Raw genomic sequence first — 14,217 nt, 5'->3', positions numbered from 1 at the left:
GGGCGACCGGTGTCCGCGTCTCGGTCGGCGGGATGACCCCGCCCAGCGCACCGCGCTCACGAGAGCGGCTCCGCGGCCAGCGCAAGCATGCCCTTCGGGCCGGACTCGCTCACCCGCGTCTACGCCGTCACCAGCGGCAAGGGCGGAGCGGGCAAGTCGACGGTCACCGCGAACCTCGCCGTCGCCCTGGCGCAGCAGGGGCTCGCTGGTCGGGCTGATCGACGCCGACGTGCACGGGTTCTCGATCCCCGGGCTCCTCGGCCTGATGCACGACGGGCACGTCGACGGCCCCACCCGGGTGGGCTTGAGCCGATGTCTCCCGCCCGTGGCGCACGTGGGTCAAGGTCATCTCGATCGGGATGTTCCTCGAGGGCGACACGCGCGGAGCGGCCGTCTCCCTGGCGCGGTCCGATGCTGCACCGGACGATCTCGCGGTTCCTCACCGACGTCTACTTCGGCGATCTGGACGTGCTGCTGCTCGACCTGCCCCCGGGCACGGGCGATGTCGCGATCTCGATCGGCCAGCTCCTCCCGCACGCGGAGGTGCTGATCGTCACGACGCCGCAGCCCGCGGCCGCCGATGTGGCCGAGCGCAGCGGCGGCTGCTGGCGCGCCAGTCGGGTCGAGACTGATCATCGGCGTCGTCGAGAGACATGGCGGGTCTGCCGCAGCCCGACGGGTCCGTGCTCGACCTGTTCGGCACCGGTGGCGGGGCCGAGGTGGCGCGCCGTCTGGAGCGCCTCGGGGAGCGAGGTGCCCGTGATCGCGTCCCTGCCGATCAGCGACGCGCTGCGCTCCGGCGGAGACATCGGCGTCCCGGTCGTCGTCGGGGCACCGGAGGATCCGGCCGCGGTGGCGATCACCGGCGCTGGCGAGGACGCCAGCGGCTCGGCCGCGGGCCTCGACGGGGCGACGACTGCCGATGAGCGTCGGCTGACCCTCTGGCGGGACCGGCCCCGCTCACCCGTCGCCGACAGGGAGCCGCCCGGGTCAGGTCGCCTCGGAGTCGATGGGCGGCGGAGCGACGGTCGAGCGCCGCCTCGCCGTGCGAGCGCTTCATCGTCGTGTAACAGCTGTCCTGCGTCGAGGCCCGGCTGCCGGGTAGCCCCGTCGTGATGGGCGCGCCGACCTTCGTCGGAGGCTTCACGGTGGGCACGGGGTCGTCCTCGAGGAGGGCGTCGCGGATGATCCGGTGAGGGGTCGGTACTGGCGCGGATCGAGCTTCCGCCAATCGACCTCGTTGAACTCCTCGCCCATCTCGTCCTTGACCCGCTCGCGCGCCTGCGTGGCGAATCCGCGCACCTTGCGCACGAGCTGACCCAGCTGCGCGGCGTGGTGCGGGAGGCGATCAGGGCCCAGCACGAAGACAGCGATCACTCCGATGATGAGGGGCTCGTCGAACGTCGAACTCGAACACGGGACAAGAGTAACCCGCCGCGCCTGCGGCACCGACCCCGCGCGCCACCGTAGCCTTCGCCCTGCGCGGACGCGATCCGTCCACCGCACCGGACAAGAGGAAGCTCGGACCGTGTCCGACAAGGATGCCAACCGGAAGTACGCCGAGGACGCGGTCGTCGAGCCCGAGGCCATCGCCTCTCGCCCGCCGCCTCTCGGTCGAGCTGGGCATCGGCGCCGTCTCGCCGTCCATCGGGGCTAGCGTCCTCGCTCATCGCGGCCGCGGCGCGCGCCTCGCAAGATCATCGAGATCGGCACCGGCACCGGAGTGAGCGGCCCGTGGCCGCTCGGACGGGCGCCCCCGAGGCGATGCTGACCTCGATCGACTCGGAGGCGGTGCACCAGCAGCACGCGCGAGCGCAGTTCCACGAGGCCGGCGTGTCCCCCAACCGCCTCCGCCTCATCCCGGGACGAGCGCTCGAGGTGCTGCCCCGGATGAACGAGAACTCGCACGACATCGTCTTCGTCGACGGCGATCCGCTCCAGGTCATCGAGAACGTCGAGCACGCGCTGCGGCTCGTGCGCCCGGGCGGCACCGTGCTGATCCCTCACGCCCTCTGGCGGGGACGGGTCTCGAACCCGGCTCAGCGCGACGAGATCGCGTCGGCGTTCCTGCACCCTGGTCGCCGAGATCAGCGCGTCCCCCGCCGTGGTGAGCATCCTCTCCCCCATCGGAGACGGACTGCTCCAGGCCAACAAGCGCCGAGCCTGACGCGCCGATCCGTCCTGGAACGAGGGAACGCCCGCCGCACGGTGTGCGACGGGCGTTCTCGACGGTGCTGGTGGTGCCGCCGTCGGGCGGGGGTCACCACCGATGCGAGAGCATCGTGCAGCTCTTTCGCCTCTGCATCGTTGACCGAGACGACGAGTCGTCCGCCTCCTTCGAGCGGAACGCGCACGACGATGAGTCGACCCTCCTTAACAGCCTCCATCGGTCCGTCTCCCGGTCCTGGGCTTCATGGCCGCCATAGAGTTCCCCTTTCGTGACGTATCCCCCCTATTATCGTGCATCCGCGGTGTTCGAGAAATCGCGCTCTCCGGCGAGCCCGCGGGACGTCGATCACGGGGGGCGTCCAGTCGTAGCCGTCGACGGCCCAGCAGGCCGAGATCCAGAGGATCTGACCGCCGATCCCGGCCAGGACCAGTGCGACCCGGAAGAGCGGCGATCGGGGCGCGGCGAGTGCTCCGACCAGCGGGAACATCGGCCCGAGCAGCCGGAACGTGCTCGACTGCGGGAAGAAGAACGCGAACAGGTACACCGCGTAGCCCAGCGATCCACGCGCGGCTGACGAGGTCGAGCCGGCGCACCCACGGCGAGGCCATGACGCCGATGAAGGCGGCCACGAGCAGCACCACCAGGACGATGCCGATGGCCGGCGGCTGGAACCACCACTGGCCCCACCACGCCCCGCCCTGGAACCACGAGGTGAAGGGGAAGAGCTCCTGGTAGCCGATGTAGGAGGAGCGCCAGGCGAGCTCGGTGTCGGTGTAGGCGGTGATCGACCCGGTGACCGCCCAGGCCGCGATCGGCCAGAGGAAGCCGACCACGGAGGCCCCAGACCGTCAGCGCCACGGTGGGCAGCCAGTCGCTGCGCTCGAAGGGCTCGCGCGAGCGTCGGAGGAAGCGGACGAGGACGTAGAGCCCCATCGCCGCGGCGAAGGCCAGCCCGCTCGGCCGGGTGAGGCCCAGCAGCAGGACGACCGGGAAGACGAGCGCGTACCGCCCGCGCACGAGCAGCAGCAGGGTGATCGCGGTCAGCATCATCGCCGCAGACTCGGCGTAGGCCAGCTGCAGCAGCGGCGAGGTGGGAGCGACGCAGAAGAGCAGCACCGCGACCAGCGACTGCGTCTCGCTGAGCGAGTGCCGGAGGAGGCGGTAGAGGACCAGGGAGGTGACCGCTCCGGCAGGCGACCGAGACGGTGACGGCGGCGGGCGCCCATCCGAGGCCCGTGACCAGCATGAGTAGGCGGACCACCGCTGGGTAGAGCGGCATGAACGCCCAGGCGTTCTCGCCGATCTCGCCCGCCTCGGTGACCGGGAGGGTGGAGGGGTAGCCGGAGAGGGCGATGATCTCGTACCAGCGCCCGTCCCACATCGAGGCGAAGGCGGAGTAGGAGGACGGGCCGGTCCAGGTTGGCGGCCTGGTTCGCGGCGAACTGCAGCAGGATCACGGTGGTGACCAGGCGCGTGAGCACGAAGGCGGCGAGCACCCGCGCCCACCACGGGACGAGTCGGAGCCGGGCCCGTCGACGCGCCGTCGACGCCGGAGCGACGGCGGTCACGCGGGGGTGCTCAACCAGCCGCGGAGACCGTCGGCGCAGGCCGCGATCTCGTGCACCGCGACGCGCTCGTCGTCGGCGTGGGCCTTGAGGGGGTCGCCGGGGCCGTAGTTCACGGCCGGCACCCCATCGCCGAGAAGCGCGCGACGTCCGTCCATCCGTACTTCGGCTTCGCCTCGGCGCCGACGGAGGAGAGGAAGGCCTGAGCGAGCGGCGCGTCGAGGCCGGGGCGGGCGCCCTCGGCGAGGTCGACGACCTCGACCTCGAAGCCGTGGAAGAGCTCGCGGAGGTGCTCGACGGCCTCGGCACCGGTGCGGTTCGGAGCGAAGCGGTAGTTGACGTGGACCGTGCAGAGGTCGGGGATGACGTTGCCGGCCACTCCTCCCGAGATCCGCACGGCGTTGACGCCCTCGCGGTAGACGGAGGCCCTCGACCTCGACCTCGCGCGGCTCGTAGGCGGCGAGCCGATCGAGGATCGGTGCGGCCGCGTGGATGGCGTTCTCGCCGACCCAGCTTGCGGGCGGAGTGGGCGCGGAGTCCGCGGGTCACGACGTCGACGCGCAGGGTGCCGTTGCAGCCGCCCTCGACCTCGCTGCTCGTCGGCTCGCCCAGAACGGCGAAATCGGCGGCGAAGAGGTCGGGGCGGTGGCGGGCCAGCCGTCCGGGGCCGTTGAGGTCGGAGGCGACCTCCTCGTTGTCGTACCAGATCCAGGTGACGTCGACCGCGGGCTCGACGAGCTCGGCGGCGAGGACGAGCTGCACGGCGACCCCCGCCTTCATGTCGACGGTGCCGCGCCCGACCAGGTACTCGACTCCGTCGATGCTCTCGTCGACGACGGGCAGGTTGCCGTTGATCGGGACGGTGTCGAGGTGACCGGCGATGACGACGCGCTGCGCTCGGCCGAGCGAGGTGCGCGCGACGACCGTGTCCCCGTCGCGGATCACCTCGAGGTGATCGCAGGCGGACAGCGCCGCCTCGACCGCGTCGGCCAGTGCCGACTCCTCCCCCGAGACGGACGGGATGTCGCACAGCACCCGCGTCAGCGCGATCGGATCGGACGCGAGATCCAGCCTCACGAGGGGCGGAGCGGCGGGGTCCGGAGCGGCCATGGCACCCAGGGTAGCGGCCGCGGGCCGCCGCGCTACCCTGGGTGCCATGACCCCGAGCACTCCGCCGACTCCTCCGCGCCCGCACCTCCGCCTGGGGCTACGGGCTCGCCACGATCGCCTCCGACGGCACCGTCCTCGACACCTGGTTCCCGGAGCCGCGCCTGGGCACGATCCCCGCCGGCCGCGACCCGTGGATCGTCCCGGCCGAGTTCGAATCGCTCGCGGGAGAGGACCCCCGGCGCGAGGTGCGCATCGACGTGGTGACCCTGCAGATCGACCTCTCCTCGCCGCCGGCCTCGACGTCGGACGCCTACCTGCGCCTGCACCTGCTCTCGCACCTGCTCGTCCAGCCGAACACGGTGAACCTCGACGGCGTCTTCGCGCACCTGCCGAACGTGGTCTGGACCAACGCCGGACCGGTGTCCCCCGACTCGTTCACGCGACTCCGCCCGTCGCTGCGCCGGCACGGCATCCAGGCCGCCGGGATCGACAAGTTCCCCCGGCTGACCGACTACGTCACTCCGGCCAAGGTGCGGATCGCGGACACCTCGCGCGTGCGCCTGGGCGCGCACCTCGCTCCGGGCACGACCGTGATGCACGAGGGCTTCGTGAACTTCAACGCCGGGACGCTCGGCAGCTCGATGGTCGAGGGTCGGATCTCGCAGGGCGTCGTCGTCGGCGACGGCTCCGACATCGGCGGCGGTGCGTCGATCATGGGCACGCTGTCGGGCGGAGGCAGCAGCGGATCTCGATCGGCGCCCGCGCCCTGCTCGGGGCGAACTCGGGCATCGGGATCTCGATCGGGACGACTCCGTCGTCGAGGCGGGGCTGTACGTCACGGCGGGCACGAAGGTCGTGGTGGTCGGAGGAGCGCCCCGGTCCGACGGGCGCCCGCAGACGGTGAAGGCCGTCGAGCTGTCGGGCGTGCCGAACCTGCTGTTCCGCCGCAACTCGCTGACGGGCGCGGTGGAGGTGCTCCCCCGCACCGGTGCGGGCATCGAGCTGAACACGGCGCTGCACGCCTGAGGCCGGGTTGCAGGGGGTCTCGATACGCCCGCGAGCGGGCTACTCGACCAGCAGAGAGTTCTCCCGCTGCTGACCCCCGCTGGTCGAGCAGCCGTCGCAGACGGCGTATCGAGACCACCTCCTGGAGACCGGGGTCTCGATACGCCCGCGAGCGGGCTACTCGACCAGCAGAGGGTGAACGGACGATGCCGCCTCCGCAGGGCGGAGACGGCATCGGGGCGGCGGGTCAGCTGCCGGTGGGCCAGTGGCGCTCGGAGGCGCCCATGTAGAGCTGCTGGGGGCGGCCGATCTTGGTCTGCTTGTCGATGTTCATCTCGCGCCAGTGGGCGATCCAGCCGGGCAGGCGGCCGATCGCGAACAGCACGGTGAACATGCGGGTCGGGAAGCCCATCGCCTTGTAGATGACCCCGGTGGTAGAAGTCGACGTTCGGGTAGAGGCGGCGCTCCTTGAAGTAGTCGTCCTCGAGCGCGAGGGCCTCGAGGCTCCATGGCGATGTCGAGCAGCGGGTCCTTCACTCCGAGCGCCTGCAGCACCTCCGAGGCGCTCTCCTCGACGAGCTTCGCGCGCGGGTCGTCGTTCTTGCACACCCGGTGGCCGAAGCCCATCAGGCGCACGCCCTCCTCCTTGTTCTTCACCCGCTCGACGAAGGTCTGGACGCTCTCGCCCGACTCGCGGATGCGGCCGAGCATCGTCAGGACGGCCTCGTTCGCTCCGCCGTGCAGCGGGCCGAAGAGCGCGTTGATGCCGGCGGAGACGGACGCGTAGAGGTTGGCCTCGGTCGAGCCGACCAGGCGCACGGTCGAGGTCGACGCGTTCTGCTCGTGGTCCTCGTGGAGGATCAGCAGACGGTCGAGCGCCTTGGAGAGGACCGGGTCGACGTCGTACCGCTCGGCCATGGTGCCGAAGTTCAGTCGGAGGAAGTTGTCGACGAAGCTCAGCGAGTTGTCGGGGTACAGGAACGCCTGGCCGATGCCTTCTTGTGCGCGTACGCGGCCATGACCGGCAGCTTCGCGAGCAGGCGGATCGTCGTCAGCTCGACGGCCTCGGGATCCTTGGGGTTCGAGCTGTCCTCGTAGTAGGTGGACAGGGCCGAGACTCCCGCGGAGAGCACCGACATCGGGTGCGCGCTGTGCGGGAGCGCGTCGAAGAAGCGCTTGAGGTCCTCGTGCAGGAGCGTGTGGCGGCGGATGCGCTCGTCGAAGCCCGCGAGCTCGTCGGCGGTGGGCAGCTCACCGTAGATGAGGAGCCAGGCCACCTCGAGGTACGTCGCGTTCGTCGCGACCTCCTCGATCGGGTACCCGCGGTACCGCAGGACGCCCTTGTCGCCGTCGATGTACGTGATCTGCGACTTGGTCGCCGCCGTGTTGACGAAGCCGTAGTCGAGCGACATGAAGCCGGTCTGCTTCGTCAGGGTCGAGAAGTCGATGCTCGAGGCGCCGTCGACGCTGCGGAGGATCGGGAAGTCGGCGGTGCGGTCGCCGAAGGTGAGCGTCACCTTCTCGGGCTGGGCCTCGGCCGCAGCCGGCGCGCTCTCCGTGGCGGGCTCCGGTGCCTCCACCGTCGCGGTTCCGTCGCTCTGCGTGCCGGATTCGGTCACAACGCCTCCCAGGTCGTCACGGTCGCTCCCTCGGGCAGCGCGCTCGCACGGAGCAGGCGGCGCCGGGTGTGGGCGGTGCAGTCGGCGCCGTTGTGTGGCGACATCGACCGAACCTCCTACAGCCTCAAGGGCACAGCAGGGGACCTGCTGCACCGGCCAGTGCTCCGGGGCGCGCGTTGTGGGATACCGCCATGACCCGCCCTGGGAGGGAGGCGGGACGCCCGCGGCGGCGGTCTAGGAGAGGCCGGCGGAGAGGCGCGACGCGGCCGCGTCGATCCGCTCGTCGCCGGCGGTCAGCGACAGCCGCACATGCTCGGTGAAGTGGTCGCCGTAGAAGACGCCCGGTCCGGCGAGCACGCCGATCCGCGCGAGGCGCTCGATCGACTCCCAGGCGGGCCGCCCCTCGGTGGCCCAGAGGTACAGGCCGGCCTCGCTGCGGTCGATGCGGAAGCCGGCGGCCTCGAGCGCGGGGCGCAGGCGGTCGCGACGGGCGCGGTACCGCTCCTTCTGCTCGGCCACGTGCGCGTCGTCGCCCAGGGCGGTGATCATCGCCTCCTGCAGCGGACCGGGCACGATCATGCCGGCGTGCTTGCGCACGGTGACGAGGCGGGCGATGAGCGGAGTCGCCCGCGACGAACGCGGCGCGGTAGCCGGCGAGGTTCGACTGCTTGCTGAGCGAGTAGACGCCCAGCACGCCCTCGCGGCTGCCGCCGACGACCCGCGGATCGAGGATGCTCGGGATCGGCTCGTCGGCCCAGCGGCCGTCCCAGCCGAGTTCGGCGTAGCACTCGTCGCCGGCGATGACGGCGCCGAGCTCGCGTGGCACGGGCGACGGCCCTCTGCAGAGCGGGGACGTCGAGCACCGCGCCGTCCGGGTTGCCGGGAGAGTTCAGCCAGACCAGGCGGGTCCGCTCGGGCCACTCGTCGGGGTCGTCGGAGGCCAGGACGGAGGCACCCGCGATCGAGGCCCCCATCGCGTAGGTGGGGTAGGCCGCGCGGGGATGGACGACGACATCGCCGTCGCCCAGGCCCAGCAGGAACGGCAGCCAGGCGACGAGCTCCTTGGAGCCGATGGTCGGCAGGACCTCGTCCACTCCGAGCCCCGGGACCGCCCGGCGACGCGCGAACCACGCCGCGATCGCCTCGCGCAGAGCCGGGGTGCCGACCGTCGTCGGGTACGAGTGCGCGTCCGTCGCCCGCGCGAGGGCGTCGCGGATGAGCGGGGCGTCGGGTCGACGGGCGAGCCGATCGAGAGGTCGACGAGGCCGTCGGGGTGCGACGACGCGAGCGCCGTCGCGGGACCCATCAGGTCCCAGGGGTAGTCGGGCAGGGCTCCGAGCGCCACCGGAGGGCCGCTCAGTGGCCCTGGGGCGGGAGGACCGCGATGACCGGGTGATCCTTCGCGATCACGCCGACCTTCGCCGCTCCGCCCGGGAGCCGATCTCGTCGAAGAACTCGACGTTGGCCTTGTAGTAGTCGGACCACTCCTCGGGGAGGTCGTCCTCGTAGTAGATCGCCTCGACGGGGCACACCGGCTCGCAGGCACCGCAGTCGACGCACTCGTCGGGGTGGATGTAGAGCGAGCGCTCGCCTTCGTAGATGCAGTCGACCGGGCATTCGTCGATGCAGGCGCGGTCTTTGACATCGACGCACGGAAGTGCGATCACGTAGGTCACGGTCGTGGCGTCCCTTCGAACAGAGGCTTCTATCGTACGCGGAGCGACGGGGCGTCGAGTCCCGCGGCGGGCTTCCGCGGCTCCGAGAGCGCTGGGGACGCCGGACCCAGCCGCGGCCAGGCGATCACCACGAGGGCGATGAGCGCGGGGACGAAGGTCCACGCGATGCCGAGGCCGTTCGCGGGCACCAGGACGGATCCTCCGGCGCTGCGCAGCGCCAGCAGCCCGATGACCCCCAGCAGCCCCATGGCCGTGCAGAAGGCGACGAAGCGGTCCACCATCACGATCCGCAGGCCCAGGAGCAGCAGCAGCACCGCGACGAGGGACGCGGCGAGGCCCACGGGCAGCACGGCGTCGCCGACGACGACGGTGCTCTGGTGGGCGACGGTGGTGATCGCTCCGACGACCGCGCCGACGAGCACCGAGAGGGCGCCGGACACGACCCGCGAGCGCAGATCGGGGCGCTCCTCGGCCACCGGCTCCTCGACCGCGGCCGCGGGAGCCGGGCGGAAGCGCTCGATACGGGCGATGGGGAACGCGGGACCGCTCGAGAGCCTCGCCGTCCCGTCCTCGACGACGATCTGGGTGCCGTGGGCCTCGAGTGCGGCGCGCTTGCGGGCCCAGTCGTCGGCGCTGAGCTCGAGGACGACGTCCCCGGGTGCGGGCGGAGCGTCCTCGGGCAGGACGGCAAGGAAGCGCAGGCCGAGCAGCTCGGCCGCCTGCCGGGCGATGGCCGCGGTGCGAACGTGGTCCGGGTGCCCGTAGCCGCCCCCCGCGTCGTACGAGAGGACGACCTCGGCCCGGGTCTGCTGCAGCACGGCGATCAGGTCGGCGATCTGCTCCTCCTCCGAGCCGGCGGTGAGGGCCGCCGGGTGCACGGGCTCGAGCGGCTCGGGGACGCGGCCGGGCCCCACTGCATGCCGGAGTCGCGGTAGACGCGCGGCGAGAGGCCGCGCGCCCGAGCGCCCTCGGCGCCGAGGAAGCGGTGGTCGGCGACTCCGAGCGCCGTGAGTGCGACGACCAGCTCGGACGTGCGGTGGGAGGCGAGATCCTCGGAGCTCTCGAGTGACGCGAGGTCCTCCGGGATGACCTCGCCGCACTCCCCGCGCGTGGCGGTGACCACCGTCACCGAGGCGCCCTGCGCCACGAGGTGCGCGAGAGTCCCGCCCATGGTGATGCTCTCGTCGTCCGGATGCGCGTGGACGGCCACGATCCGCTCGTCCGCTCCGACTGGGCTCGCGTCCACACTCCTACCTTCCGTTCGGCGCGCCGGTGCGTCCCGCGCCGCTTCTGGACAGGCGATCGGGCAGAGCACTACAGTCGACTCCGGTAAGGCAAGGCTTACCGAAGGTTCGGGCCCGGGGCGGGGGTCGTCCCCGTCCCTCCCCGCGATCGACCGAGAGAACACGCGTGCTCGCAAATTACCTCATCGGCCTCCGCGAAGGCCTCGAAGCGGGCCTCGTGGTCGGCATCCTCGTCGCCTACCTGACCAAGCTCGGGCGCCGCGACGTGCTGCCGCGCCTGTGGACCGGCATCGCCGCGGCCGTCGCGATCTCGCTCGTGACCGGGGCGATCCTCACCTGGGGACCGTACGGACTGTCGTTCCAGGCGCAGGAGCTGCTCGGCGGCGGGCTCTCGATCCTCGCGGTCGGGCTCGTCACCTGGATGATCTTCTGGATGGGCGCGAACGCCCGGAGCCTCAAGGGCGAGCTGGAGTCGCGGCTCGATGCGGCCGTCGGCGGATCCGCCCTCGGCATCGTGGTCCTCGGCTTCGTCAGCGTGGGGCGTGAGGGCATCGAGACGGCCCTGTTCGTCTGGGCGAGCGTGTCCTCGAGCAGCGCCTCCTCGGGGCGGACGCCTGGATCGGCACGATCGGCGCACTCCTGGGCATCCTCTCGGCGGTCGTCATCGCCTACTTGATCTTCCGCGGCTTCGTCCGGATCGATCTCGGCCGGTTCTTCACCTGGACCGGCGGCTTCCTCATCCTGGTCGCCGCAGGCGTGCTCTCGTACGGCGTCGGCGACCTGCAGGAGGCGGCCCTGCTGCCCGGCTGGGGCGCTCCGCTCTTCAGCCTCGGCCCCGTGGTTCCCGCACCGATCGCCGCGATCCTCGGCGGGCTCTTCAACTACACCCCCGAGCCGACCGCGCTGCAGTTCGCCGCATGGCTGCTCTACCTCGCCGTCGTCGGCCTGCTCTTCGTCCGCCAGGTCCGGCTCCGCCGACCGCGTCGGGGCAGCGCGGCCCCGGTCGCGACCCCCGCTCCCACCTCCGTCTGACTCCCGGCTCCGCCGGTGCGTCCTGCCCTCTACTCCAGGAGAACCATGCCCTCGCGCGCACTCCCCCGTCGCTCCCCGCTCCCCCGCGCCCTGTCCGGCCTCGCCGGCGCCGGTGTCCTCGCGCTCGCGCTCTCGGGCTGCGTCCCGAACACCGCCGCCTCCTCGTCCGCGGCTCTCGACGTCGCGATCAGCGACGAGTCGTGCGATGTCTCGGCCGCGACCGCCGAGGCCGGCGCCGTCACCTTCTCGCTCGCGAACGACGGCTCCGACGTCAACGAGTTCGAGATCCTCGCTGACGACAAGCTGCGCATCGTCGGCGAGAAGGAGAACGTCACTCCCGGCCAGACGGTGTCGTACGTCGCCCAGCTCGAGCCGGGCACCTACTACACCGCGTGCAAGTTCCAGCAGGTCGGTGCTCCCGTGGGACTGGCGGAGTTCACGGTCACCGGCGAGGCGACCGAGCAGTCGGCCGACGAGAAGGCGGCGACCGAGTCGGCCGTGACCAACTACGTCGCCTACGTGAAGTCGCAGGCGGGCGAGCTCCTCCCCGCTGTGCAGGCCTTCGCCGATGCCTACACCGCCGGCGACGACGAGACGGCCCGCGGCCTCTTCGCCTCCACCCGCGTCTTCTACGAGCGCATCGAGCCGACCGCGGAGGCCTTCGGTGACCTCGACCCGAAGATCGACTACCGCGAGGTCGACGCAGTCGCGGAGGGACTGGACTGGACGGGCTTCCACCGCATCGAGAAGGATCTGTGGGTCCCGGCGCAGGACGCGCTCAACTCCGACGGCACCAGCGCGTACCTCGACTGGGCTCCGTCGACTCCGAGCAGCGCGCCGAGTTCGGCCGGGGTCTCGTGGACGACGTGCAGAGCCTCTACGACCTCGTGAACGCCGACGACTTCACCGTCTCGGTGGGCGACATCTCGAACGGCGCCATCGCGCTGCTCGACGAGGTCGCCGCCGGCAAGATCACCGGCGAGGAGGACTGGTGGTCGGGCACCGACCTGATGGACTTCGCCGCGAACGTGCAGGGCGCCGAGGTGGCCTTCGGCAACGTCGAGCCGATCGCGTCCGCGTCGGGCGACGACGGCGCCGACCTGACCGCCGACATCACGACCCAGTTCACCGCTCTCGACTCGCTGCTCGCGCAGTACGGCTCGATCGACGCGGGCTTCGTCTCCTACTCCTCGGTGACCGACGAGCAGAAGAAGGAGCTCGGACCAGGTGAACGCCCTGTCCGAGCCGCTCTCGCAGCTGACCCACACGGTGCTCGGCGTCGAGGAGCCCGCGGAGTAGATGGACGACCAGCAGAACGCCGCGGCCGACATCGACTCCGACGCCGCCGACCCCGTCGAGCAGCCCCGCCGCCTGTCGCGGCGCGGGCTGCTCGGCCTCGTCTCCGCGGGGACGGCCGGCATCGCGGCGGGAGTGGGCGGTTCCGTCGCCGTCGCCTCCGCGACGAGCGCCACCGCCTCCGGGGCGTCGAGCACCGTGCCGTTCTTCGGTGCGAATCAGGCCGGCATCACGACCGCCGCGCAGGACCGGCTCCACTTCGCGGCCTTCGACGTCGCCTCGGGCACCTCCCGCGAGGACCTGATCGAGCTGCTGCAGGACTGGACGCTCGCGGCGTCGCGCCTGACACGCGGGCTCGACGTCAGCGAGGAGGGCGCCGTGGGCGGCCCCGACACCGCCCTCCGGACGACACGGGCGAGGCGCTGGGGCTCGACGCGACAGCTCTGACCATCACCTTCGGCTTCGGTCCCGGCCTCTTCGCCGACGCGGACGGCGTCGATCGCTTCGGGATCGCGGACCGGCGGCCGCCCGCCCTCGAGACGCTCCCCCGGTTCCGGGGCGACGCGCTCGTCCCGGCTGCGAGCGGCGGCGATCTCTGCATCCAGGCCTGCGCGAACGACCCGCAGGTCGCGGTGCACGCGATCCGCAACCTCAGCCGCATCGCCTTCGGACGGGCGTCGCTGCGCTGGTCGCAGCTCGGCTTCGGCCGCACGTCCTCCACGTCGACCGCGCAGGCCACTCCGCGGAACCTCTTCGGGTTCAAGGACGGCACGGCCAACGTGAAGTCGGAGGAGACCGACGCGGTCCAGGAGCACGTCTGGGTGCAGGAGTCGGACGGGCCGGACTGGCTCGTCGGCGGCAGCTACCTCGTGGCGCGCAAGATCCGCATGATCATCGAGACGTGGGACCGCAGCCAGCTCGGCGAGCAGGAGCGCGTGATCGGCCGCAGCAAGGGCTCGGGGGCGCCCTCTCGGGCGGCGACGAGTTCGCGGAGCCGGACTTCGCCGCGACCGGCGCCACGGGGCGCCGCTCGTCGACGAGGCCTCCCATGTGCGGCTCGCGCATCCGTCGGTCAACAACGGCGCGCGGCTGCTGCGTCGCGGCTACAACTTCGTCGACGGCAACGACGAGCTCGGACGCCTGAACGCGGGACTGTTCTTCCTGTCGTTCCAGCGGTCACCGGAGCAGTTCGTCACGGTGCAGCGCTCGCTCTCGGGGGATGCGCTGAACGAGTACATCAAGCACGTCGGCTCGGCGGTCTTCGCGGTGCCGCCCGGCGCGCGGGGCGAGGGCGACTTCGTGGGGTCGGCGCCTTCGCCTGACGCAGAGGGGGCGCCCCTCCCCGCTGATCGAGTAGGCCGCGCAGCGGCCGTATCGAGATCCGCGACCCCCGGAGCACGTGGGTCTCTAGACGCCGCCGCGCAGCTGCTCGACGGGCTGGGGGGACGAGACGCAGAAGACCGGCCGGAGGTGGACCTCCGACCGGTCCGAGCCGAGCGG

10 protein-coding genes and 9 pseudogenes are annotated in these 14,217 nt (G+C 71.8%); 9 read left to right on the top strand and 10 right to left on the bottom strand.

All coding sequences use genetic code 11. The features are described from left to right. Window positions 1-87: 87 nt before the first annotated feature. Window positions 88-1,116, top strand: a complete 1,029-nt coding sequence (locus AC0CII_RS02575) for a P-loop NTPase (protein ID WP_465228574.1) — start codon at window positions 88-90, stop codon at window positions 1,114-1,116. A 27-nt stretch (window positions 1,117-1,143) separates the two neighbouring features. Here AC0CII_RS02575 and AC0CII_RS02570 read toward each other — a convergent pair whose 3' ends face one another. Further along, entirely contained in the window at window positions 1,144-1,377 is a 234-nt protein-coding gene (locus tag AC0CII_RS02570; RefSeq protein WP_465228573.1) for a twin-arginine translocase TatA/TatE family subunit, read from the bottom strand. A 151-nt stretch (window positions 1,378-1,528) separates the two neighbouring features. Here AC0CII_RS02570 and AC0CII_RS02565 point away from each other — a divergent pair, with 151 nt between their 5' ends. Further along, on the top strand, window positions 1,529-1,657 hold the full coding sequence (locus tag AC0CII_RS02565; protein WP_465228572.1) for a hypothetical protein: 129 nt from the start codon (window positions 1,529-1,531) through the stop codon (window positions 1,655-1,657). Between the two features lie 107 nt (window positions 1,658-1,764). Further along, a pseudogene (locus tag AC0CII_RS02560) lies at window positions 1,765-1,986 on the top strand (O-methyltransferase); the annotation flags it as partial. Between the two features lie 272 nt (window positions 1,987-2,258). On the opposite strand, the pseudogene AC0CII_RS02555 reads toward AC0CII_RS02560, so the two are convergent. From AC0CII_RS02555 to dapE, 4 genes and pseudogenes are all read right to left on the bottom strand, one after another. Further along, window positions 2,259-2,424: pseudogene (locus tag AC0CII_RS02555) on the bottom strand (DUF3117 domain-containing protein); the annotation flags it as partial. A gap of 91 nt (window positions 2,425-2,515) precedes the next feature. Next, window positions 2,516-3,286, bottom strand: coding sequence for a hypothetical protein (locus AC0CII_RS02550; RefSeq protein ID WP_465228571.1), 771 nt, complete (start codon window positions 3,284-3,286; stop codon window positions 2,516-2,518). Next, window positions 3,217-3,738, bottom strand: a complete 522-nt coding sequence (locus tag AC0CII_RS02545) for a hypothetical protein (protein WP_465228570.1) — start codon at window positions 3,736-3,738, stop codon at window positions 3,217-3,219. Before AC0CII_RS02545 ends, AC0CII_RS02550 begins: the two co-directional genes overlap by 70 nt. Next, window positions 3,735-4,845 (bottom strand): annotated as a pseudogene (dapE, locus tag AC0CII_RS02540) (succinyl-diaminopimelate desuccinylase). The gene AC0CII_RS02545 and the pseudogene dapE overlap by 4 nt, the downstream one beginning before the upstream one ends. A gap of 113 nt (window positions 4,846-4,958) precedes the next feature. Between dapE and dapD the strand changes: the two are divergent. Then, window positions 4,959-5,871 (top strand): annotated as a pseudogene (gene dapD / locus AC0CII_RS02535) (2,3,4,5-tetrahydropyridine-2,6-dicarboxylate N-succinyltransferase). 226 nt (window positions 5,872-6,097) lie between these two features. On the opposite strand, the pseudogene AC0CII_RS02530 reads toward dapD, so the two are convergent. From AC0CII_RS02530 to AC0CII_RS02510, 5 genes and pseudogenes are all read right to left on the bottom strand, one after another. Beyond that, window positions 6,098-7,367: pseudogene (locus AC0CII_RS02530) on the bottom strand (citrate synthase). Between the two features lie 336 nt (window positions 7,368-7,703). Further along, window positions 7,704-8,814: pseudogene (gene dapC, locus AC0CII_RS02525) on the bottom strand (succinyldiaminopimelate transaminase). 11 nt (window positions 8,815-8,825) lie between these two features. Beyond that, window positions 8,826-9,145 (bottom strand): annotated as a pseudogene (fdxA, locus tag AC0CII_RS02520) (ferredoxin). 29 nt (window positions 9,146-9,174) lie between these two features. Beyond that, window positions 9,175-10,023, bottom strand: a complete 849-nt coding sequence (locus AC0CII_RS02515; RefSeq protein WP_465228569.1) for a PIG-L family deacetylase — start codon at window positions 10,021-10,023, stop codon at window positions 9,175-9,177. After that, window positions 9,969-10,355, bottom strand: a complete 387-nt coding sequence (locus tag AC0CII_RS02510) for a PIG-L family deacetylase (RefSeq protein ID WP_465228568.1) — start codon at window positions 10,353-10,355, stop codon at window positions 9,969-9,971. Before AC0CII_RS02510 ends, AC0CII_RS02515 begins: the two co-directional genes overlap by 55 nt. A gap of 200 nt (window positions 10,356-10,555) precedes the next feature. Between AC0CII_RS02510 and AC0CII_RS02505 the strand changes: the two genes are divergently transcribed. The 5 genes and pseudogenes from AC0CII_RS02505 to efeB form a co-directional block, all read left to right on the top strand. Beyond that, window positions 10,556-11,065 (top strand): FTR1 family iron permease, encoded by a 510-nt coding sequence (locus tag AC0CII_RS02505; RefSeq protein WP_465228567.1) that lies wholly within the window; start codon window positions 10,556-10,558, stop codon window positions 11,063-11,065. Next, window positions 11,062-11,421: an FTR1 family protein gene (locus AC0CII_RS02500; protein ID WP_465228566.1), complete on the top strand. Its 360-nt coding sequence runs from the start codon at window positions 11,062-11,064 to the stop codon at window positions 11,419-11,421. Before AC0CII_RS02505 ends, AC0CII_RS02500 begins: the two co-directional genes overlap by 4 nt. Window positions 11,422-11,466: 45 nt before the next feature. After that, window positions 11,467-12,312, top strand: a complete 846-nt coding sequence (locus tag AC0CII_RS02495) for an imelysin family protein (protein WP_465228565.1) — start codon at window positions 11,467-11,469, stop codon at window positions 12,310-12,312. Continuing rightward, a pseudogene (locus AC0CII_RS02490) lies at window positions 12,279-12,578 on the top strand (imelysin family protein); the annotation flags it as partial. The gene AC0CII_RS02495 and the pseudogene AC0CII_RS02490, both read left to right, overlap by 34 nt. A gap of 142 nt (window positions 12,579-12,720) precedes the next feature. Further along, window positions 12,721-14,025 (top strand): annotated as a pseudogene (efeB, locus tag AC0CII_RS02485) (iron uptake transporter deferrochelatase/peroxidase subunit); the annotation flags it as partial. Window positions 14,026-14,217 lie beyond the last annotated feature (192 nt).

It is taken from the genome of Rathayibacter sp. AC182 (genome assembly GCF_979253875.1).
Note: the sequence above shows the minus strand (reverse complement) of the source record. Positions and strands in the feature narration are given on the sequence as shown.